The organism is Blastococcus sp. SYSU DS1024 (assembly GCF_054050795.1).
In genome coordinates, this window is record NZ_JBJHAA010000018.1 from 34,882 (window position 1) to 55,391 (window position 20,510).

Annotated in this window: 20 protein-coding genes; 5 read left to right on the forward strand and 15 right to left on the reverse strand. The window is 74.9% G+C overall.

All coding sequences use genetic code 11. The features are described 5' to 3' along the window. Positions 1–7: 7 nt before the first annotated feature. The 7 genes from mnhG to ACI79S_RS15835 form a co-directional block, all read right to left on the reverse strand. Positions 8–457: a monovalent cation/H(+) antiporter subunit G gene (mnhG, locus tag ACI79S_RS15805; RefSeq protein WP_456594395.1), complete on the reverse strand. Its 450-nt coding sequence runs from the start codon at positions 455–457 to the stop codon at positions 8–10. Continuing rightward, positions 454–780 carry a monovalent cation/H+ antiporter complex subunit F gene (locus tag ACI79S_RS15810; RefSeq protein ID WP_456594396.1) on the reverse strand — a complete coding sequence of 109 codons (327 nt, stop codon included), beginning with the start codon at positions 778–780 and terminating at the stop codon, positions 454–456. Before ACI79S_RS15810 ends, mnhG begins: the two co-directional genes overlap by 4 nt. Then, the gene (locus ACI79S_RS15815) at positions 777–1,379 is read right to left on the reverse strand and encodes a Na+/H+ antiporter subunit E (protein WP_456594397.1); all 603 of its coding nucleotides are present in this window, start codon (positions 1,377–1,379) and stop codon (positions 777–779) included. The genes ACI79S_RS15810 and ACI79S_RS15815 overlap by 4 nt, the downstream gene beginning before the upstream one ends. After that, a complete protein-coding gene (locus ACI79S_RS15820) occupies positions 1,376–3,166 on the reverse strand; it encodes a Na+/H+ antiporter subunit D (RefSeq protein WP_456594398.1) in 1,791 nt (596 codons plus the stop codon). Before ACI79S_RS15820 ends, ACI79S_RS15815 begins: the two co-directional genes overlap by 4 nt. Further along, the gene (locus tag ACI79S_RS15825) at positions 3,163–3,693 is read right to left on the reverse strand and encodes a Na(+)/H(+) antiporter subunit C (protein WP_456594399.1); all 531 of its coding nucleotides are present in this window, start codon (positions 3,691–3,693) and stop codon (positions 3,163–3,165) included. Before ACI79S_RS15825 ends, ACI79S_RS15820 begins: the two co-directional genes overlap by 4 nt. Then, positions 3,690–6,575 carry a Na+/H+ antiporter subunit A gene (locus tag ACI79S_RS15830; protein ID WP_456594400.1) on the reverse strand — a complete coding sequence of 962 codons (2,886 nt, stop codon included), beginning with the start codon at positions 6,573–6,575 and terminating at the stop codon, positions 3,690–3,692. Before ACI79S_RS15830 ends, ACI79S_RS15825 begins: the two co-directional genes overlap by 4 nt. A gap of 86 nt (positions 6,576–6,661) precedes the next feature. Beyond that, positions 6,662–7,114 carry a LuxR C-terminal-related transcriptional regulator gene (locus ACI79S_RS15835; RefSeq protein WP_456594401.1) on the reverse strand — a complete coding sequence of 151 codons (453 nt, stop codon included), beginning with the start codon at positions 7,112–7,114 and terminating at the stop codon, positions 6,662–6,664. An 11-nt stretch (positions 7,115–7,125) separates the two neighbouring features. On the opposite strand from ACI79S_RS15835, the gene ACI79S_RS15840 reads away from it, so the two are divergent. Next, entirely contained in the window at positions 7,126–7,491 is a 366-nt protein-coding gene (locus tag ACI79S_RS15840; protein WP_456594402.1) for a hypothetical protein, read from the forward strand. Positions 7,492–7,597: 106 nt separating this feature from the next. On the opposite strand, the gene ACI79S_RS15845 is transcribed toward ACI79S_RS15840, so the two are convergent. From ACI79S_RS15845 to ACI79S_RS15855, 3 genes are read right to left on the reverse strand one after another with little or no spacing between them, the layout of a single operon-like run. Next, positions 7,598–9,418, reverse strand: coding sequence for an ABC-F family ATP-binding cassette domain-containing protein (locus ACI79S_RS15845; RefSeq protein WP_456594403.1), 1,821 nt, complete (start codon positions 9,416–9,418; stop codon positions 7,598–7,600). Positions 9,419–9,444: 26 nt separating this feature from the next. Next, a complete protein-coding gene (locus ACI79S_RS15850; RefSeq protein WP_456594404.1) occupies positions 9,445–10,737 on the reverse strand; it encodes an MFS transporter in 1,293 nt (430 codons plus the stop codon). Next, the gene (locus tag ACI79S_RS15855) at positions 10,734–11,327 is read right to left on the reverse strand and encodes a helix-turn-helix domain-containing protein (RefSeq protein WP_456594405.1); all 594 of its coding nucleotides are present in this window, start codon (positions 11,325–11,327) and stop codon (positions 10,734–10,736) included. Before ACI79S_RS15855 ends, ACI79S_RS15850 begins: the two co-directional genes overlap by 4 nt. 199 nt (positions 11,328–11,526) lie before the next feature. On the opposite strand from ACI79S_RS15855, the gene ACI79S_RS15860 reads away from it, so the two are divergent. Genes ACI79S_RS15860 through ACI79S_RS15870 form a run of 3 tightly spaced genes read left to right on the forward strand, consistent with a single transcriptional unit; the run spans position 11,527 to position 13,968 of the window. Further along, a complete protein-coding gene (locus ACI79S_RS15860) occupies positions 11,527–12,540 on the forward strand; it encodes a pirin family protein (RefSeq protein WP_456594406.1) in 1,014 nt (337 codons plus the stop codon). 10 nt (positions 12,541–12,550) lie between these two features. Continuing rightward, positions 12,551–13,519, forward strand: a complete 969-nt coding sequence (locus ACI79S_RS15865) for a pirin family protein (RefSeq protein ID WP_456594407.1) — start codon at positions 12,551–12,553, stop codon at positions 13,517–13,519. A gap of 14 nt (positions 13,520–13,533) precedes the next feature. Continuing rightward, a complete protein-coding gene (locus tag ACI79S_RS15870) occupies positions 13,534–13,968 on the forward strand; it encodes a PPOX class F420-dependent oxidoreductase (protein ID WP_456594408.1) in 435 nt (144 codons plus the stop codon). A gap of 47 nt (positions 13,969–14,015) precedes the next feature. On the opposite strand, the gene ACI79S_RS15875 is transcribed toward ACI79S_RS15870, so the two are convergent. Both ACI79S_RS15875 and ACI79S_RS15880 read right to left on the reverse strand, forming a co-directional pair. Then, a complete protein-coding gene (locus ACI79S_RS15875; protein WP_456594409.1) occupies positions 14,016–14,774 on the reverse strand; it encodes a VOC family protein in 759 nt (252 codons plus the stop codon). Positions 14,775–14,834: 60 nt separating this feature from the next. Beyond that, a complete protein-coding gene (locus ACI79S_RS15880) occupies positions 14,835–16,889 on the reverse strand; it encodes a TPM domain-containing protein (protein ID WP_456594410.1) in 2,055 nt (684 codons plus the stop codon). A 120-nt stretch (positions 16,890–17,009) separates the two neighbouring features. Here ACI79S_RS15880 and ACI79S_RS15885 point away from each other — a divergent pair, with 120 nt between their 5' ends. Further along, entirely contained in the window at positions 17,010–17,366 is a 357-nt protein-coding gene (locus tag ACI79S_RS15885; RefSeq protein WP_456594411.1) for a Rieske (2Fe-2S) protein, read from the forward strand. A 4-nt stretch (positions 17,367–17,370) separates the two neighbouring features. Here ACI79S_RS15885 and ACI79S_RS15890 read toward each other — a convergent pair whose 3' ends face one another. Genes ACI79S_RS15890 through ACI79S_RS15900 form a run of 3 tightly spaced genes read right to left on the reverse strand, consistent with a single transcriptional unit; the run spans position 17,371 to position 20,506 of the window. Beyond that, positions 17,371–18,528 carry an ABC transporter ATP-binding protein gene (locus ACI79S_RS15890; RefSeq protein WP_456594412.1) on the reverse strand — a complete coding sequence of 386 codons (1,158 nt, stop codon included), beginning with the start codon at positions 18,526–18,528 and terminating at the stop codon, positions 17,371–17,373. Next, entirely contained in the window at positions 18,525–19,568 is a 1,044-nt protein-coding gene (locus ACI79S_RS15895) for an ABC transporter ATP-binding protein (RefSeq protein ID WP_456594413.1), read from the reverse strand. Before ACI79S_RS15895 ends, ACI79S_RS15890 begins: the two co-directional genes overlap by 4 nt. Beyond that, the gene (locus ACI79S_RS15900) at positions 19,565–20,506 is read right to left on the reverse strand and encodes an ABC transporter permease (protein WP_456594414.1); all 942 of its coding nucleotides are present in this window, start codon (positions 20,504–20,506) and stop codon (positions 19,565–19,567) included. The genes ACI79S_RS15895 and ACI79S_RS15900 overlap by 4 nt, the downstream gene beginning before the upstream one ends. Positions 20,507–20,510: the final 4 nt, after the last annotated feature.

The window sequence follows — 20,510 nt, forward strand, 5'->3', positions numbered from 1 at the left end:
GTGCCGCTCAGCGCGCCCCGTCCTCCCGCTCCTCGCGGCGGCTCTCGGCCAGTGCCCGCCCCGGCTCCTCCGGCGGTGCGTCGGCCGGCTCGTCGCCGCGGTACACCCGGTCCGGCCGCCGCTCGGTGTGCAGCTCGTCGACCAGCAGGAGGTCGCGACGCACGTGCCGCCGCCGGTAGGCGACCCGGCTGATCATGTGCGCGCTCACCGGAGCCGTGAGCATCTGGAAGACGGCGACCAGCAGGAGCATCCACGTCGCCGACCAGCCCTGCAGCCGGATCGCACCGCCGATCATGATCAGCAGCACGCCCAGCACCTGGGGCTTGGTGCCGGCGTGCATCCGGGCGAGCACGTCGGGAAAGCGCAGCAGCCCCAGCCCGGCGGTGAGGCACAGGAACGCGCCCAGCAGCACCAGGACGACGGCGACCACGTCCCCCGCGGTCTCGATCCCGTTCACCGTGACTCCTCCCCGCCCGGGGGCCGGTCGTCCGCGTCGAGCCCCTGGGTGCTCAGGTTCGAGTGGATGAGCATGCCGCCGACGTAGCGGGCCACCGAGACCGAGCCGACGAACGCCAGCAGCGACACCACCACCAGCACCGGCACCACCGTGGGGTCCCGATCCAGCGTCGCGTGCACGGCCAGCCCGGCGGCGATGATCACCAGCAGGGTGTCGGTGGCGACCACCCGGTCGAGCAGCGACGGCCCCAGGGCCAGCCGGACGAGCGCGAGCAGGGCCCCGGCGCCCAGCAGCAGGTAGGTGGCCCAGTAGACGGCGGTCACGGCGTCCGCCGCCCGTCGCCGTCGCGGTCGGTGGGCGCGCCGCCGGTCACGGCGGCCACCTCGGCGGGGGAGCCGAAGGCGCGCACCACCCGCTCCTCCATGGTGAGCACCGAGGTCCGCTGCCGCTCGATGCCGCGCTCGTCCTCCACGTGGAGGATGTGCACCGCCAGCGTCCGCTGCTCGCGGTCCATGTCGATGACCATCGAGCCGGGCACCAGGGTCAGCGCCTCCGAGATGATGGTGAGCAGCAGGTCGGAGTCCGTGCGCAGCTGCACCCGGATGATCGCGCTCCGGCTGATGCCCCGCGGCCGGATGGTCTGCCACGCCACCTCCGCCCCGGAGGTCACGAGGTCGACGACGAAGGTGCCGACGAAGGCGAGCAGCCGCACCGGGCGCACGGTCAGCCCTCCCTCCACCGGCGGCAGGGGCAGCAGCAGGATCACGGCGAGCGCGACGGCGAGCCCGGACAGCAGATTGGCCCACGACCACGTGCCCCACAGCAGGTTCCAGACCAGCACCAGCCAGACCAGCAGGGGCAGCTGGTGCCGCAGCTGGTAGACCAGCCCACCGCGGCCGGCCGGGGCCGGGGCGCCGGTCACGGGGCCTCCTCCGCACCGAAGACCGCCTCGACGTAGGGCGTGCGGTCCCGCAGATCGCCGGCCGCGCGGTCGGCCACCGCGTACAGCGGACCGGCGAGCGCGGTCAGGGCGACCGTCACGGTGACCATCGCCGCGGTCGAGGCGAGCATGACCCGCGGCAGCGGCCGGTCCGGCCGGGCGCGCTCCGGGTCCTCCCCGAGCCCGTCGGTGGCCGGCGTGGTCGCCGTCGCCACCGCGGTGTGCCGCTGCCACGCGGCGCGCCGGGCGGCGGCGCGGCCACCGGACGCCGAGGCCGCGGGCGCGGAGGCGGGCGTCGGCGTGGGTTCGAGCTCGTCGGTCGGACCGGGCCCGTCGGCCTGCGCCTCACCGGGCTCGGGCGTCGGGGGCTGGGGCAGCGGTTCCGGGGAGAGCTCCGGCCCGGCGTCGGCCGCCGCCGCCTCGTCGGTGTCCGCGGACGGCGCCTGGGCCGGCGGCCGCCAGAAGGCGCGGCTCCACACCCGCGAGATCGCCACCAGCGTGAGCAGGCTGGCGACCACACCGGCGGCCACGAGGACCAGCGGCAGCCACCCGCCGTCGGCCACGCCCGCCTCCAGCAGCCCGAGCTTGCCGATGAACCCGGAGAACGGCGGGATCCCGGCCAGGTTCATGGCGGGGACGAAGAAGAGGACGGCGAGCAGCGGCGACGCCTTCGCCAGCCCGCCGAGCCGGTCGACGGCGGTCGCCCCGCCCTGCCGCTCGACCAGCCCGGCGACGAGGAACAGCGTGGTCTGGATGGCGATGTGGTGGACGACGTAGAAGACGGCGCCCGCGAGCCCGGCCCGGGAGGCCAGCGCGATGCCGAACACCATGTAGCCGATGTGGCTGACCAGCGTGAACGACAGGATCCGCCGGATGTCGGCCTGGGCCACCGCCCCGAGGATGCCGATCAGCATCGTGGCCAGAGCGGCCCACATGAGCACCGTGTCCAGCCCGCCGCCGGGGAAGAGCAGGGTCTGCGTGCGGATGATCGCGTAGACGCCGACCTTGGTGAGCAGCCCGGCGAAGACGGCGGTGACCGGGGCCGGCGCGGTCGGGTAGCTGTCCGGCAGCCAGGCCGACAGCGGGAACACCGCCGCCTTGATCGAGAAGGCGATCAGCAGCAGCGAGTGGATGAGCAGCTGCGTGCCCTCCGGCAGCTCCCCCAGCCGGCCGGCGAGCTGCGCCATGTTGACGGTCCCGGTGGCGGCGTAGACGAGGGCGATGGCGGCGAGGAACAGCAGCGAGCTCAGCAGGCTGACGACGATGTAGGTGACACCGGCGCGGATGCGCGGTGCCGATCCCCCCAGGGTCAGCAGAACGTAGCTGGCGGTCAGCAGGATCTCGAAGCCGACGTAGAGGTTGAACAGGTCGCCGGCGAGGAACGCGTTGGCCACGCCCGCCATGAGCACCAGGAACGTCGGGTGGAAGATCGACACCGGCGCCTCCTCGTCGCCGTCGGCCGCACCCTGGCCGACCGCGAAGACGAGCACGCCCAGGCCCACGGTCGAGGCGACCACCAGCATCAGCGCCGACAGCCGGTCGACGACCAGCACGATGCCCAGCGGCACCTCCCACCCGCCCAGCGAGACGGCCACCGCCCCCTGCTCGTCGGCGAGGACCAGCAGCGCGACCGACACGGCGAGGACCGTGCTGAGCACCAGGATGCTGAGCGTGCGCTGCGCCCGCGGGTGGGCGCCGCCGACCAGCAGGGCGGCCGCCGCGCCCAGCAGCGGCAGCAGCACCGGCAGCGGGCTGAGGACGCCGGTCACCGGCGTCGCCGCCGGGCGGCCGGCAGATCGACGTCGTCGGACGCGATCCCGGCGTAGTGCCGCCGGAGCAGCTCCTCCACGTCGTCCCCCTCGCCGTGCAGGCTGTCGGCGTGCGCGGCCGGCCGGTCCTCCGGGGCCAGGTCGTCGGGGTCGATCTCGTCGGCGTCGGTGCCGGACCGGGCGGCCACCCGCCGGTCCTCCTCGTCGACGCCGACGACCTCCTGGCGCACCAGCCGCCAGGAGCGGTAGATCAGCGCGAGCAGGAAGGCCGCGATGCCGAAGGTGATCACGATCGCGGTGAGGACCAGCGCCTGCGGGAGCGGGTCGCTCATCTCCTCCGGCTCGGCGACCCCCACGATCGGCGCCAGCCGCGCCGGACCACCGCTGGAGAGCAGCAGCAGGTTCGTCGCGTTGCCCAGCAGCAGGAAGCCCAGCAGCACGCGGGTGAGGCTGCGGTCGAGCAGCAGGTAGACGCCGGCCGCGTAGAGGCCCGCGACGATCACCGGCAGGACGACGGTGGGGGTCATCGGAGGACCACCTCACCGGGGGCGCCGTCGATCGGGTCCTTCTCGTCGGCCTGGCGGTCGAGTTCGGCCCCGAGGCTGCGCAGCACGTCGAGCACCAGGCCCACCACGATCAGGTACACCCCCATGTCGAAGAAGAGCGAGGTGACCAGCTTGACGTCGCCGAGCACCGGCAGCGTCGTCTCGAGGATCGCCGTCTGCAGCACCTCGACGCCGAGCACCAGCCCGAGCGCCCCGGTCCCGCCGGCGAACAGCAGGCCGGCGCCCAGCAGCAGCCCGGGGTCGACCGGCGCCGCCTCGCCGAGTTCGTAACGGCCGCCGGCCAGGTAGCGCAGCACGAGCGCCAGCCCGGCGACCAGCCCCCCGGCGAACCCGCCCCCGGGCTGGTTGTGCCCGCTGAACAGCAGGTAGACGGAGAAGACGACGATCGTGTGGAACAGGACCCGGGTGATCACCTCGAGCACCACCGACCGCCGCTCGGGGGCGAGCGCCACCGTCGCCGAGAGCCACTGCCGCCGGGGCGCCCGGCGCGACCGCCGGGCGTCCCGCGCCGTCCGCACCGGGTCCAGCCGCTGGACGACGCCGGTGCGCCGCCGGAGGAAGACCAGGCTGGCCACACCGGTGGCGGCCACGACCAGCAGGGAGATCTCGCCGAGGGTGTCCCAGGCGCGGATGTCGACCAGGGTCACGTTGACGACGTTCTGCCCACCGCCGAGCTCGTAGGCGGCCTCCGGGTAGTCGACCGACACCGGCGTGGCGTCGCGGGCGCTGAGCGCCACCGCCCCGACCGCCCCCATGAGCAGCCCCACGCCCACGGCGATCGCACCGCGGACCGCGCGCTCGCCGGGGCGGTGCCGCTCGGAGATGTCCTTGGGCAGCTTGCGCAGCACGAGCACGAAGACGACCAGGGTCAGCGTCTCGACGAGGAACTGGGTGAGGGCGAGGTCGGGCGCGCCCTGCAGGGCGAAGAGGACGGCGAGGCCGTAGCCGGTGACGCCCACGGCCAGCACCGCCGAGAGCCGCTGGTGGATCCGCAGCCCCATGGCGGCGGCCAGCAGCACCACCGCGCCGACCAGCGCCTGGATGGGGGTGTCCCAGGCCCGCCACTCCCCCGGCCACGGCGCCCGGAACAGCAGCACGGAGCCGGGCAGGGCGAGGACGACGACGAGGATGGTGCCGAGGTAGGCCGGCAGCGAGCCCCGCTGGGTGGTGCCGGTGACCAGCACGGCGAGCCGGTCCAGCGTCTGCATGGTGTTCCAGTAGCCCTCGTCGGCCGAGGTCCCGACGGCCCGCCGCTGCTGGAAGCGGAAGACCGCCGACCGCGCGGTGAACAGGGCCGCGCCGCCGAGCAGGGTGAGCGCCGACAGCGCCAGGGCCGGCTGCCAGCCGTGCCACAGCGCGAGCTTCTCGGCCTCCTCGGCCACCAGCGGCATCCCGTCGGCGTACCCGGCGACCAGCGGCTCCAGCAGCGGGCTGGCCGGCCCGGCGACCAGCCCGGTCAGCGCCAGCAGGGCGGGGGCCAGCAGGAACAGCGGGGTGGGCGGGTGGACCAGCTCCGCGGGGGCGGTGGCCGGCAGCCCGGGCTTGCGGGCGAAGGCGCCCCACAGGAAGCGGAAGGTGTAGGCCGCGGTGAGCACCGAGCCGAGCACCAGGCCGACGAGGAGTGCGACGGCCGCCGTGCGGTCGGGCAGCCCGCCGTCCCACAGCGCGGTGAACGCCGCCTCCTTGCCCACGAAGCCGAGCAGCGGCGGGACGCCGGCCATGCTCAGCGCGGCCAGCGTGCCGATGACCGCCACCACGGGCAGCCGCCGGCCGAGCCCGGACAGCCGGCGCAGGTCGCGGGTGCCGGTGGCGTGGTCGATGACCCCGACGGTGAGGAAGAGCGTCGACTTGAACAGCGCGTGCGCCAGGGTCATCGTCAGGCCGGCGGCCGCCAGCTCGCGGCTACCGGCGCCCACGAGCGTCATGAGGAAGCCCAGCTGGCTCACGGTGCCGAACGCGAGCAGGAGCTTGAGGTCGTTCTGCCGCAGCGACCGGTAGCCGCCGACGAGCATGGTGGCCAGCCCCAGCCCCAGCACCACCGGACGCCAGCCGGGCACGTCGGCGAACCCGGGCGCCAGCCGGGCCACGAGGTAGATCCCCGCCTTCACCATCGCGGCCGCGTGCAGGTAGGCGCTGACCGGGGTGGGCGCCTCCATCGCGGCGGGCAGCCAGAAGTGGAACGGCACCATCGCCGACTTGGTCACCGCACCGACGACGACGAGCATCGTCCCGGCCACCAGCAGCGGGCCGCTCCCCGGGTCGGCGACGACCTCCGAGAGCAGGTAGCTGCCGCTGGTCTCGCCGATCATGATCAGCCCGACCAGCATGGCCAGCCCACCCGCGGTGGTGAGGATCAGCGCCTGGCCGGCCGCCCGGCGCGCGGCGAGCTTCGTCCCCGAGCCGCCGATGAGCAGGTAGGAGAAGACGGTGGTGAGCTCCCAGAACACGTAGAGCAGCAGCAGGTCGTCGGCTACCACCAGGCCCAGCATGGAGCCGGCGAAGGCGGTGAGCGTGCCGGCGAACCGCCCCGTCCCGTCGTCCCGGGGCTCGAAGTAGCGGGCGCAGTAGAGCATGACCAGCGCGCCCACCCCGGTGACCAGCAGCGCGAACGCCAGCGCCAGGGAGTCCAGCCGCAGGGCGATGTCGAGGCGCAGGGTGGGCACCCACGGGACGGTCTCGGTGACCTCGCCGCCGTCGGTGATCCGCCCCAGCTGCGCGAGCACCCAGCCGAACCCCGCTGCCGGTACGAGCGCGAGGGCGAGGAACGCCTGCCGGCCCCACCAGCGCACCAGCACGGGTGCGGCCACCGCGGCGACCAGGTGGAGGAGCAGGAGCGCGAGCACGGGTCTCCGGGAGTCAGGGGCTGCTCGGACACCACTGACGTCGGACGACGGCCGGCGGTGAGCTGCAGTTTATCGGCGGGACCGGTTCATCCGCCCGGCGTGACCAGGCCGCTCTCGTACGCGAAGGCCACGGCCTGCACCCGGTCGCGCAGCCCGAGCTCGAGCAGCAGCCGGCTGACGTGCGTCTTGACCGTCGCCTCGCCGAGGTACAGGCGGGCAGCGATCTCGGCGTTGGAGGGCCCGGCCGCCACCAGTGCGAGGACGTCGGTCTCCCGCTCGGTCAGCTGGGCCAGGGCACCGGCCCGGGCCGGGTCGGGCGCCGGTGCCGCGGCGAAGGACCGGATGACCCGCAGCGTCACCGCCGGGTCGAGCAACCCCTGCCCGGCGGCGACGGTGCGCACGGCGGCGACGAGGTCCTCCGGCGGGGCGACCTCGAGCAGGAAGCCGCTGACACCGGCGCGCAGCGCGGCCGCCACGTACTCGTCCTCGTCGAAGGTGGTCAGCACGACGACGCGGGTGGGCAGCTCGGCGGCGAGCACGCGCGGCGGCTGTGGGACTGGTCAGCGTCGCCGGCAACGTGCTGTTCGACTTCTGGGTCGGCGCCATCGGCCGGCTGCTCGACACCGGGCCGGCCGAAGCCGTGTTCGCCGACGTCCACTCCTCGACCGGGATGGCGATCGTCGGCACCGTCACGCTGCTCGGCCTGCTCGGCCCGCTGGTGGCGACGATCGGGCTCGCCCGTGCCGGGGTCATCGGCTGGTGGCTGCTCGCACCGGCGGTCGCCTCGCTGGTGCTCGCGATGGTGCTGACCTTCACGCCGCTGCTCTTCGCCGGCCTGATGCTGCTGGGCGCCGTCCCGGCGTTCGTGGTCGGCCTGCGGCTGCTCCAGCGCAACCGGGCGGAAGCCGCCGCCTGATGTTGATCAGGTGACCTGATCAACAGGGGTCCTGGCTCACTGTCGACGGTGAGCCAGGACCCCGTGTGCTGAGCCAGGACGCCGGAGCGGACAGGCCGCGCGGCGCTCAGCCCTCGGCGAGCTCGGAGGCGACCAGCCAGGCCTCCTCGACCTGCTCCTTCTCGGCCTGCACGGCCTTGAGCTGGGTGTCCAGCTCGGCCGCCTTCGCGTAGTCCGCGGCGGCCGCCGCCAGCTGCTCGTGCAGCTTCTTCTCGTCGCCGTCCAGCTTGAGCATCCGCCGCTCCAGCTTGGCGGCCTCCTTCTTGGCCGCCCGGGCCTCGGCCGCCGACACCGCCGGGGCCGACGTCGACGGGGCGCCGACCGGACGGGGGCCGTCGTCCCCGGCCGCCGTGGTCAGCGGGGCACCGCCGGCCGCGCGGCGGCGCAGGTACTCCTCCACCCCACCGGGCAGCTCGGCCAGCGACCCGTCACCGAGCAGGGCCACGACCTTGTCGCACACCCGGTCGACGAAGTACCGGTCGTGGCTGACCACCAGCACCGTGCCGGGGAAGCTGTCGAGCAGGTCCTCCAGCGCCGTCAGGGTGTCGATGTCCAGGTCGTTGGTGGGCTCGTCGAGGATCAGCACGTTCGGCTCGGCCATGAGCAGGCGCAGCAGCTGCAGCCGACGCCGCTCGCCGCCGGAGAGGTCGCCGACCGGCGTCCACTGCCGGTTCGCCATGAAGCCGAACCGCTCGGCGAGCGACGAGGCGGAGATCTCCTGGTTGCCGATCCGGGCGACGCGGGCGACCTCCTGCACCGCCTCCACCACCCGCAGCGTGCGCGGCAGCTCGGTGACGTGCTGCGACAGATACGCCGGCGCCACCGTCTGGCCGACCACCACGCGCCCGGCATCGGGCTCGGTCTCGCCCACGAGCAGCCTGAGCAGCGACGTCTTGCCCGCGCCGTTGACCCCGACGATGCCGATCCGGTCCCCCGGGCCGACGTGCCAGGTCAGGTCCTGGAACAGGGTGCGCGGACCGTCCTCGGTGGGGACGGCGTAGTCGACGTCCTCCACGTCGTAGACGGTCTTGCCCAGGCGCCGGGCGGCGAAGCCCTTCAGCGCCATCGAGTCCCGCGGCGGCGGCTCGTCGGCGATCAGCGCCTGGGCCGCCTCGATGCGGAACCGCGGCTTGCTCGTGCGGGCCGGCGGGCCGCGTCGCAGCCAGGCCAGCTCCTTGCGGACCAGGTTGAGCCGGCGCTCCTCGGTGACCGAGGCGATCCGCGCCCGCTCGGCCCGGGCCAGCGTGTAGGCCGAGTAGCCGCCGTCGTAGGAGTGGACGCTCGCGTCGGCGACCTCCCACGTGGTCGTGCAGACCTCGTCGAGGAACCACCGGTCGTGGGTGACCACGACCAGGCCGCCGCTGCGCTGCTTCACGTACTCGGCGAGCCAGGCCACCCCCTCGACGTCGAGGTGGTTGGTGGGCTCGTCGAGCACCAGCAGGTCCAGCGGCCGGATGAGCTGGGCGGCCAGCGCCACCCGCCGGCGCTCGCCACCCGACATCGGGGCGACCGGCGCGTCGAGGCCCAGCCGGTCGAGCTCCAGCCCGGTGAGCACCGAACGCACGGCCGGGTCGCCGGCCCACTCGTGCTCGGCGGCGAACATCGACGACGGCAGCACGACGTCGCGCACCGTCGCCCCCGGAGGGAGGGTGCCGGACTGGTCGAGCACCCCCATCGCGATGTCCCCGCGGCGGGTGACCCGGCCGGAGTCCGGGTCGTCGGTACCGGTGATCAGCGACAGCAGCGTGCTCTTGCCGCCGCCGTTGCGGCCGACGATCCCGATCCGTTCGCCGGCGGCGACGCCGAGCGAGACGTCGTCGAGGACCACGGTGGTGCCGTGCGCCTTGTGCACCCGCTCGAGGTTGACCAGGTTGAGGGGCGCGCTCATCGGCTGCTCGCAGAAGTCATGGGCCCTCAGTATCCGACGGTCACCTCACCGGGGGCCACGCCGGTGTCCGCGATGGTCGACCGGGGCAGCCGCCGGCACCCCAGGATGCCGAGCCCCACGACGCAGGCGACGACGAGGAAGCCGGTCCCGGTGCTCGTCGCCGCGGCCAGCGGCGGGACGGTGAGGTTGCCGAGGATCCCGCCCAGCGCCAGCGCCAGCGACATCGCCGAGACGGCGGTGGCCCGGTGGGCGGCGTCGACCCGCGTGTGCAGGACCGCGCTCAGCAGCGGCCACACGGAGCCGTGCGAGAGGTAGTACAGGGCGAAGCCCGCGGCGGCCGGCACCAGCGCGTCGGGCCCCGCGACCAGGGCGAGCGAGAGGCTCCCGAAGGCGAACAGTACGGCGCAGGCGACCGGGGTGGACCCGCGGAGCAGCCGCCGCAGGGTCGGGGCGAGCACCGAGCCCACCGCCGACGCGGCGAACGCGATCGCCAGGACCACGCCGTAGACGGCGGCGCCGTCGTCCCGCCCACCGGTCAGCTCGGCGAACCGCACCGGCCCCAGCAGCTCGCACACGACCAGCCCGGCGCCCGTGAGCGACGTGAGGAGCAGCACCCGCCGCAGGGGCCGGTCGGTCACCGACAGCCGCACCGACTCCCCGACGGTCGCCGGCACCGCGCGGGCCCCGGCGGCCAGCGCGCGGGCGATGCCGCCGTCGCGCGGTGGCCGGTGCTCGGTCAGCAGCCACAGCACCGCGCCGACGTACCCGACGTCCAGGACGGCGGCCGCCAGGTAGGAGAGCGCGAGCCCCTCGGCGCCGCCACCGCCGAGCAGCACCGGCAGGAACCCGCCGATGACCGCGCCGACGGCGAGGCTCGCCCCGTCGGCCGCCGAGTGCCGGGCCAGGCCCGGGGCGACGTCGGCGCCGGGGTCCAGCCGGTGCACGGTGTCGACGTACCAGGCCTCGAGCGGGCCGGAGTCCAGCACGCGGCCCACCCCGAGGGCGACGACCCCGGCCAGGAACCCGGCGAACGACGTCGCCGTCGCGATCAGCAGGCACGAGGTGATGTGCAGGACGGCGCCGGCGACCACGACGGGGCGTCGGCCGAGCACGTCGGCCAGCCCCCCGGTGGGCAGCTCCAGCACGACGACCAGCACCCCGTGGACGGTGAACAGGACACCGATCTCGGCGAGCGAGAGCCCTCGCGCCTGGGCGAGCAGGACGGTGATCGGCGTCGTGAGCCCGACCGGCAGCCAGCGCAGCGCGGTCAGCCCGACCAGCCGCCGGGTGGCGGAGCGGACGGTCTGCGGCGCGGTCACGTCGGCCACTCCCGCAGCGGGACCAGGTCGAGCAGCACGCAGATCTGCTCGGTGCCCTCCGCCGGTGGCGCATCGCCGGGGTGCTCGGCCATCCAGCGCCGCAGCGTGGCGTGCAGCTCGCCGATCAGCTCGCGCGCCTGGCCGGAATTCAGCCGGAGCCCGTAGTCGTTGAGCGTGGCGGCGTCGGCCCAGCCGGGGCCGAGCTGGTCCTTCTGCTCGAACCAGGCGTCGAGCACCCGGGCGTGCTGGTCGATCTGCAGGCGGCTCATCTCGTCCTGCACCTCGGCGCCGCCCTCCTGCGGGAGGAGCTCCCCGGCCTGCCAGCTGGTCATCCGGTGCCGCGCCCGCCACCACCGCTCGCGCGCCGTCCCCTGGCCCTCGACCTCCTCCACGAAGCCGTACGCGGCGAGCTGGCGCAGGTGGTAGCTGGTCGACCCGCTGCTCTCCCCCACCTCCCGCGCCAGTCCGCTCGCCGTCGCGGGACCGTGCACCCGCAGCCGGCCGAGCAGGCGGCTGCGCAGCGGGTGCGCCAGCGCGCGCAGCGCGCGGACGTCGGTCACCTGGACGGCGGGCTCGATCGGCGGCGTCACGTTCGCAGGCTATGACTGCAAACGACTCTTTGCAAAGGTTTCTTTGCGTCGTCCCCGACCCGGGGCGAGATCTGCACACCGGCCCCCATCAGCCGGCACCGAGGGGCCACTGCGCAGATCTCGCCTGGAGACGGGAAGACGACGTCCGCGCCCGGGGTTACGCTCACCAGTAGTTGAGCCCTCAACCAAGGAGGCCGGCATGCCTGCCGTGACCGTCGAGGACACCACCACCCTGCCGCGGGTCCCGCTCCCCGCACCCCGCACCGTGCGCCGCCGCACCCGGTCGGTCACGACGGCGCCGTCCGGCTTCGAGGGCGAGGGCTTCCCCGTGCGCCGCGCCTTCGCCGGCGTCGACCTGCGCGCGCTGGACCCGTTCCTCCACATGGACCAGATGGGCGAGGTGGAGTACGCGCCCGGCGAGCCGAAGGGCACCAGCTGGCACCCGCACCGCGGCTTCGAGACCGTCACCTACCTCCTCGACGGCACCTTCGAGCACGCCGACTCCCACGGCGGCGGCGGCACGATCAGCAACGGTGACACCCAGTGGATGACCGCCGGTGGCGGCGTCCTGCACATCGAGCGCCCGCCGGAGCACCTGGTGGTCAGCGGCGGGCTGTTCCACGGCCTGCAGCTGTGGGTGAACCTGCCTCGGTCGCAGAAGTGGGTCGAGCCGCGCTACCAGGACCTGCGCGCGAAGGAGTCGGTCCTGCTCGCCAGCCCGGACGCCGGCGCCCTGCTGCGGGTGATCGCCGGCGAGGTGGGCGGGCACACCGGCCCGGGCTCGACGTACACCCCGATGGCGATGGTGCACGCGACCGTCTCCCCCGGCGCGACGCTGGACCTGCCCTGGCGGCCGGACTTCAACGCCCTGGTCTACGTGCTCTCCGGTGCCGGCTCGGTCGGCATCGACGGCGCCCCGGTGCGCACCGGCCAGCTCGCGGTGCTCGGCCCCGGCGACACGGTGACCGTGCGCGGTGCGGTGCGCCAGGAGTCGCGCACGCCGGCGCTCGACGTCGTCGTCCTCGGCGGGCGGCCGATCAACGAGCCGATCGCCATGTACGGCCCGTTCGTCATGAACACGGCGGACGAGGTCAGGGACGCCTTCGCCGACTTCTCCGCGGGCCGGCTCGGATCGATCCCGGCGCAGCGCATCGAGGGACCGGTTCCCCACGGCGACGTCCGGGGTGACACTGCCGGGGACGACGAGCGGTAGGAGCCACGCCATGAGCAACCTGGAACCGCGTCCGCCGGCCCGCGACATGGGCGGGCTCGCCGGCACCACCGCCGGCCCCGCCCTCGACCTGCTGCCGGGCAAGGAGGTGCTGCTCGGCGAGAGCACCCGCGTGCGCCGGCTGCTGCCGACGCTCGGCCGGCGGATGGTCGGCGCCTGGGTCTTCGTCGACCACTACGGCCCCGACGACATCACCTCCTCCCCCGGCATGCAGGTGCCCCCGCACCCGCACACCGGGCTGCAGACGGTGTCCTGGCTGCTCGACGGCGAGGTGCACCACCGCGACTCGCTCGGCAGCGACGTGCGGTTCCGCCCCGGCGAGCTGGCGCTCATGACGGCCGGGCACGGGATCGCCCACTCCGAGCAGTCGCCGGCGACCCACCCGCGGTACCTGCACGGGGCGCAGCTGTGGGTGGCGCTGCCGGAGGCCGACCGCGAGGTCGCCCCGCACTTCGAGCACCACGGCGTGCTGCCCGGCTTCAGCTCCGACGGGCTCACCGCCACGGTGCTCATGGGCGGCTTCGGCGGGGTGACGTCGCCGGGGCGGGCCTACACCCCGTTGGTCGGCGTCGACCTGGAGCTCGCCGCCGGCGCCGACGTGGAGCTCCCGCTGGAGCCCGACTTCGAGTACGGGCTGCTGGCGTCAGCGGGGTCGGTCACGGTGGACGACGTCGTCCTCGAGCCCGGCGCGATGCTGTACCTGGGCACCGGCCGCACGGCGCTGCGGGTGCGGGCAGGTACGGCGTCCCGGTTGCTGCTGCTCGGCGGGGAACCGTTCGAGGAACGCCTGGTGATGTGGTGGAACTTCATCGGCCGCTCGGGCGAGGAGGTCGCCGAGTACGCCGAGCAGTGGAACGCCGAGTCGCGGCGCTTCGGCACCGTCGTCGGCTACGACGGCGACCGGCTGGCGGCGCCGCCGCTTCCCCCGGTCGCGCTCCGGCCGCGCGGCCGGGTGCGCTGAGGCAGGCTGCGAGCATGACCGACTCCACCCGGCCCGACCCGCGGCTGCTGCAGTTCGTCGCCGGGCAGCGCTGGGGCGTGCTCGCCACGATCAAGCGCGACGGCCGGCCGCAGCTGTCCAACGTCGGCTACGCCTGGGACGACGGCCTGATCCGCGTCTCGGTGACGGCCGACCGCGCGAAGACCCGCAACCTGCAGCGCGACCCGCGGGTGACGCTGCACGTGGCGTCCCGGGATTTCTGGACCTGGGTCGCCGTCGAGGGGACCGCCGAGCTCACGCCGGTCGCGCAGGACCCGCACGACGCCACGGTCGAGGAGCTGATCGCCTACTACCGCGGCGTCTCCGGCGAGCACGAGAACTGGGACGAGTACCGGGCGGCGATGGTGGCGGACCGGCGGCTGGTCGTCCGGTTCCGGCCGGAGCACGCCTACGGCCAGCTCGCGCCCTGACCCGGCCACGCCGGTGCGCCCCGTTCGCACCGGCTGCCGGGCGGAGATCAGCCGGCCGGCACCTGCATGACGGAGAACGACGCGCCCCACGGGTCGGCGACGACCGCGAACCGGCCGTACTCGGTGTCCTCGGCCGGGAGCAGGACCTTCCCGCCCGCGGCCGTCACCGTGGCGACCGCGCCGTCGGTGCTGCTCACCGCGAAGCAGGTCGACCAGCCCCTCGGCGCCCCGGGGACGACGCCGCCGAGGCCGCCGAGCGGGTCGCCGTCGGTGGCCAAGGTGGTGTAGCCCTCCGCGCCGGGGACCTCCTCGAAGCGGAACCCGAAGACGGCGGTGTAGAACTCCCGGGCCGCCGCCGGGTCGTCGGCAGCGAGCTCGTTCCAGACCAGCGACCCGGGCTCGTTGTAGCGCTGCACACCGGCGTGCTCACCGGCCTGCCACAGGCCGAACGGGTTGCCCTGCGGGTCGAGCGCGATGGCCATGGTGCCGAACGCCCCGATCTCCATCGGCTCCGCCACGACCGTGCCCCCGGCCTCCCGGATGCGGGAGACCGTGGCGGCCGCGTCGTCCGTCGCGAAGTACGTCGTCCACCGGGGCGGGTCGTCCGGGTCCATCTGCGGACCCATCCCGGCCACCGGCCGCCCGTCCTTCTCGGCGTCCAGGTAACCGCCGAACCCGGGGTCACCGCCGGTGTACTCCCAGACCAGCAGGCCGGCGTAGAACTGCTTCGCCGCCGCCAGGTCGGCGGCGCCGTAGTCCACCCAGCTGGGGGTGCCGGGCGGCCAGGGGGTTTCTCGGGTGGGCATGGTTGCCTCCTCGGTTGTGGGGGAGGTCACGCTCTCACCGGGCACCGACAGTTCGGCAGGTCAGAACGTCCCGCCGCCGCCTCGGCCGCCGCCACCGAACGAGCCGCCGCCGCCGAGCCCGCCGCCGCCGAACCCGCCTCCCCCGCCGCGGCCGCCGAACCCGCCACCGCCGCCGAAGCCACCACCGAAGCCGCCGCCCATCCCGCGCCCACCGCCGAGCAGGATGCCGCCCAGCACGAGACTGCCCAGGTCCACGCCACCGCGGCGGTACCCGCCGCCGTAGCCGCCACCGAAACCGCCGGGCCCGTACCCGGAGTTCCACCGGTCGACGTCGTCCTGGGCCAGGTCGAGGGCGTGCTGGGCGAGCATCCCGGCCTGGTGAGCCTCCCGGAGTGCGCTCACCGGGTCGGTCGCGCCCAGGTCGACGGCGGCCTCCAGGTGCCGCTGCGCCTCGGCCAGCCGGGTGCGCGCCTGGGGACCGACCGCCCCGCGGCGGGTGTCGATGAAGTCCGCGGCCGCAGCCACCGCCGAGCGTGCGTTGAGCAGCGACTGCTCCAGCGCCGCCGCGGCCCGGCGGGCCTGGGTCTGCGCGTCGCGGGCCGCCGAGAGCGCCTCCTCGAGGGCGGTATCGGCGTCCTCGAGCTGCCGGAGCGCGGCCAGCGGGTCGCCCGGGGTGCCGTCGGCCGGGTGCAGCGCGGCATCGCAGGCCGCGAGCGCCGACTCGGCGCGGGCGATCTGCGGTCCCAGGCCCGTGCGGTCCCCGGCGGCGACCAGCGCGCGCGCCTCGGCGAGGTCCTTCTCCGTCTCCGCGCGTGCGGCCGCGACCCGGTCGGCGGCGGCGTCGAGATCGGCGGCGAGCCGGCCGACGGCGTCCAGCAGCGTCCCCGTCTGCGCCACCGCGTCCTCGGCCGCGCGGATGTCGCCGACGGCGTCGCCGCTGCGCCCCTCGGCCAGCGCTGCCCGCGCCTCCCGGACCTCCTGCTCGGCGGCGGCCAGCCGCGCCCGGGCCTGCTCCACGTTGTCCGCCACGGGGGCGGAGGCCGAGGCGGCGTACCGGCTCCGCAGCGCGGCCAGCCGCTGCTCCTCCTGCGGTATCCGGTCGCGGAGCCCGGCCAGCCGCGGCTCCAGGGCGTCCAGCACCTGCGGCGCGGTGCGCTCGAGGTCGCGCAGCCGCTGGAAGGCCTCGCTCTGCTCGTCGAGCCGGGCACCGGCGGCACCGGTGAGCGACAGGATCTCGGCCAGCATCCGGCGGGTGGTGGGCTCGTCCTCCGGTACGTCGTCGTCGAGCTCCTGGCGCAGCGTGAAAGCCCGGGAGACTTCCTTCCTGGACTGCGCGAGCGCGGCGCCGAAGCCGGCGACCGCGTCCTCGCCGTACTGGGAGCGGGCGAAGTCGAGGTCCAGCTGCGAGGTCTTCACGGCCTCGTCGAGCTCCAGCAGCGCCTCGCTGGCCCGGCCCTGGAGCTGGTCGGTGGGCACGCCCTCGTACGGATCGGGCTCCCGCCGCCGACCCTGCGGCAGCGCGGTACCGCTCCGGTTCCGGCGCGAGCGGCTGACCAGGTAGGCGCCGCCCCCGACGACCGCGAGTCCGCCGAGCACCAGCAACGGCCCCACGCCGCCACCGGAGCCGTCCTCGGACTCCGCGGCCCCGGTCTCGGCGGCCGCACCGCCGTCGCGCAGCAGCTCCGCGAACGCCGCCACGCCACCGGCCCAGTCGCCCTCGGTGAACTCCGGGGCGACCCGCTCGTCGGTCAGCTCGTCGAACTCGTCACCGGTGACCGGGAAGTCGGCCGGCCGCACCGTGCCGTACTGCCCGTCGTCGACGGCGACGGCGAGCAGCGCGTCCTCCTCGCCGAGCTGGCTCAGCTCGGCCGTGGCCTGCGCCCACTCCACCCGGTCCGCGCCGTCGAAGCTGGACACGAAGACGACGTACAGCTCGGCCCCGGTGTCGGCGCGCAGGTCCTCGATCACGTCCCGCACCCGCCCCGTGCTGCCCTCGAGCACGCCGACCTCGTCGACGACCTGGTCGGGCAGCCGGAACGGCGGCACCGCGTACGCCGGCCCGCCGGTGAGCAGGAGGACGGCGAGCACCCCCAGGACGACGCACAGCCGGCGCACGGAGACCTCCTGGAGGGGCGAAGTGGAACCCGGACGACCCTACCGACGACCGAGGGGTCCGGCCCGGCCGCCGTGGGTAGGGCTCCTCCGCCGCCGACCCCCCGTGCCGAGGAGGCCCACGTGCCCGACTCCGTCCCCGCCGCCGACCTGCCACCCCGGGCGGTCCGCCGCGCCGGCGGCTGGGCCGTGGGAAACCGGGGGGACGGCGAGTACTTCGCCGTCTCCCGGCGGTGCCGCCACCAGCTGGCCGACCTCGCCGAGGGCAGCGTCGACGCCCACGGGTGCCTGGTCTGCCCGTGGCACGGCAGCCGCTACGACGTGCGCACCGGCGAGATGGTGCAGGGGCCGCGCGGCTTCCTCGGCTACCACGGGCCGACGCCGGTCTACAGCCAGCTGGTGCGGTTGCTGGGGTCGGTGGCCCGGCTGCGGGTGCGCCGCGCGGTCCGCCGCGGGGACGACGTCGTCGTGACCGACTGAGGGGTCAGCCCTGCTCCTGGCGCGGCAGCGGCTCCTCCCGCCCGAGGAACGGGGTCGGGTCGTCGTCGCCGCGCCGGGCCGGCCCCGGACGGGCGGCCGCCGCTGCGTGCAGCGCCTCCTCCGGCGACCGCGGCCGCAGCACGCCGTCGCGGATCTCCTCCGCCCAGTGGCAGCTGACCAGCCGCCCCGGCGCCAGCTCGCGCAGCACGGGCACCTCGTCGTCGCACCGGGTCTCCTGCCGCCACGGGCAGCGGGTGTGGAACCGGCAGCCGCTGGGCGGATCCGCCGGCGAGGGCAGGTCACCGGCGAGCAGGATCCGCTCCCGGGTCTCCTCGACCTCCGGGTCGGGCACGGGCACGGCGCTCATCAGCGCCCGCGTGTAGGGGTGCAGCGGCTGCTCGTACAGGTCGTCGGCCGGCGCCTGCTCCACCAGGGAGCCCAGGTACATGACACCGACGACGTCGCTGATGTGCCGCACCACCGCGAGGTCGTGCGCGATGACCAGATAGGTGAGCCCGAGCCGCTCCTGCAGCTCCTCGAGCAGGTTGAGCACCTGCGCCTGCACGGACACGTCGAGGGCGGACACCGGCTCGTCGGCGATCAGCAGGTCCGGCTCCAGGGCGACGGCGCGGGCGATGCCGATCCGCTGCCGCTGGCCCCCGGAGAACTCGTGCGGGTAGCGGCGCAGCGCCGCCGACGGCAGGCCGACGGCGTCGAGCAGGGTGCGGATCCGCTGCGCGATCCCCTCCTTGCCGCCGCCGATGCCGTGCGCGCGCAGCGGCTCGGACAGCAGCGACTCCACGTTCTGCCGCGGGTCCAGGCTGCCCAGGGGGTCCTGGAAGACCATCTGCATCCGCTGGCGCATCCGCCGCAACGGCTCGCCCTTGAGCGCGGCGACGTCGGTGCCGTCGAAGAGCACCCGCCCGGCGGTCGGCTCCTCCAGCCGCAGGATCGCCCGGCCCAGCGTCGACTTGCCGCAGCCGGACTCCCCCACCAGCCCGTAGGTGGCCCCGCGCGGGACGACGAGGTCGACGCCGTCGACGGCCCGGACGTGCCCGACGGTGCGGTCGAAGAAGATCCCCTGCTTGATCGGGAAGTGCACCTCGAGGCCCTCGACGCGCAGCAGCTCGTCCTGGCCGGGCGCGGTCGGGACGGCGGTCATCGGGCGGCTCCGGAAGCGGTCGCCCCGGCGGGCGTGGACGGCGGGTACTCGATCGGGTGGCGGCAGCGCAGCTCGCGACCGGGGCCGTCGTACTCCAGCGGCACGGTGCTGCCGGAGACCTCGGTCAGGCAGTCGTCGCGCGCGTTGTCGCAGCGCGGTGCGAAGGCACAGCCCTCCGCCCACGGGATGGCGTCGGCGGCCGAGCCACGGATCGGCGTGAGCGGGGCCCCGCGCGCGGAGTCCAGCCGCGGCACCGAGGCGAGCAGCCCGCCGGTGTAGGGCTGGCGGGGCCGGGCGAAGAGGTCGTGCCGGTCGGCGGTCTCGATGATCTTCCCCGCGTACATGACGTGGACGCGGTCGCAGAGGCCGGCGACCACACCGAGGTCGTGGGTGATCATCACCAGCGCCGTCCCGGTGTCGACGACGAGCTCGCGCAGCAGCTCGAGGATCTGCGCCTGGATGGTGACGTCGAGCGCCGTCGTCGGCTCGTCGGCGATGAGCAGCCGCGGCGAGCAGGCCAGCGCCATGGCGATCAGCGCGCGCTGGCGCATGCCGCCGGAGAGCTGGTGCGGGTACTCCTTCAGCCGGCGCTGCGGATCGGGGATGCCGACCTTGTCCAGCAGCACCACCGCCTCGTCGGCGGCCTGCCCGCGGTCCATGTCCCGGTGCTCCAGCAGCACCTCGGTCACCTGCGTGCCGATGGGCACGGTGGGGTTCAGCGAGGACAGCGGGTCCTGGAACACCATGGCCATGTCGGCGCCGCGCAGCCGGCGCAGCGTCCGGTCGTCGGCGCCGACCAGCTCCTGTCCGTCCAGCCGGACCGAGCCGGACACCTGCACGCCCCGCCGGGGCAGCAGCCCCATGATCGCCAGCGAGGTGACCGACTTGCCGCAGCCGGACTCCCCCACGAGACCGATCGTCTCCCCGGGGGCGACGGAGAAGCTGACCCCGTCGACGGCACGGGTGGGGGCCTCGCCGCGGCGGGTGAACCGGACGGCGAGGTCCGCCACCTCGAGCACCGGTGCCTGCAGGGTGCTCACCTCCGGAACTTCGGGTCGAGGGCCTCGCGCAGGCGTTCACCGAGCAGCGTGAACCCGAGCGCGACGACGATGATGCACAGCGCCGGCCACACGGCGAGCGCCGGCCGGATGGACAGGAAGTCCTGGGCGTTGGCCAGCATCGCGCCCCACTCGGGGCGGGCGATGTCCGGGTCGCCGAGGCCCAGGTAGGAGAGCGCGGCGGCCTCGATGATCGCCGTCGCCAGGGAGAGCGTGGCCTGCACGATCACCGGCGACAGCGAGTTGGGCAGCACGTGCCCGAACACGATCCGTGTGTTCCGCACGCCGAGCGCCCGCGCGGCGACGGCGTAGTCGCTGCCGCGCTGGGCGAGCATCGAACCGCGCAGCAGGCGGGCGAACACCGGCACCTGGACGACGGCGATCGCGATCATCAGCGCGTACTGGTTCTGGCCCAGCAGCACCGAGACGGTGATGGCCATGAGCAGGCCCGGGATCGACAGGATGATGTCGACGAACCGCATGACCACGGTGTCGACCCAGCCGCCGAAGGCGCCGGCCAGCACGCCCAGGGCCATGCCCACCACCAGGCCGAGCACGGTGGAGACCACGCCGATGAGCAGCGACTGCCGGGCGCCGTAGATCAGCCGCGAGAACAGGTCGCGCCCGAGGTTGTCCACGCCGAGGGGGAAGCCCTCGCGCGCGCCGGGGATCTGGCCGGGCCGGATCTCCGACAGCAGGTACTGGGTGACCGGGTCCCGGGGGGCGAGCAACGGCGCGAACGCCGCCACCACGAGGAAGACCAGGACGATGACCGCGCCGGCGATCGCCACCGGGTCGCGGCGGAGCCGCCGGAACGCGCTGCGGGTGAGCGAGAGCCCACCGTCGCCCTCCGGGAGCTGGCCCGCCCGGGCGGCGAGGGCGTCGATGCGCTCGCGCTTGACCGCGCCGAGAGCCGTCATCGGC

Coding starts and splice junctions, on each gene's coding strand:
- ACI79S_RS15865 (WP_456594407.1), top strand. CDS start 12,551: ATGAGCAACCTGGAACCGCGTCCGCCGGCCCGCGACATGGGCGGGCTC.
- ACI79S_RS15890 (WP_456594412.1), bottom strand. CDS start 18,528: ATGACCGCCGTCCCGACCGCGCCCGGCCAGGACGAGCTGCTGCGCGTC.
- ACI79S_RS15900 (WP_456594414.1), bottom strand. CDS start 20,506: ATGACGGCTCTCGGCGCGGTCAAGCGCGAGCGCATCGACGCCCTCGCC.
- ACI79S_RS15860 (WP_456594406.1), top strand. CDS start 11,527: ATGCCTGCCGTGACCGTCGAGGACACCACCACCCTGCCGCGGGTCCCG.
- ACI79S_RS15870 (WP_456594408.1), top strand. CDS start 13,534: ATGACCGACTCCACCCGGCCCGACCCGCGGCTGCTGCAGTTCGTCGCC.
- ACI79S_RS15845 (WP_456594403.1), bottom strand. CDS start 9,418: ATGAGCGCGCCCCTCAACCTGGTCAACCTCGAGCGGGTGCACAAGGCG.
- ACI79S_RS15825 (WP_456594399.1), bottom strand. CDS start 3,693: ATGACCCCCACCGTCGTCCTGCCGGTGATCGTCGCGGGCCTCTACGCG.
- ACI79S_RS15875 (WP_456594409.1), bottom strand. CDS start 14,774: ATGCCCACCCGAGAAACCCCCTGGCCGCCCGGCACCCCCAGCTGGGTG.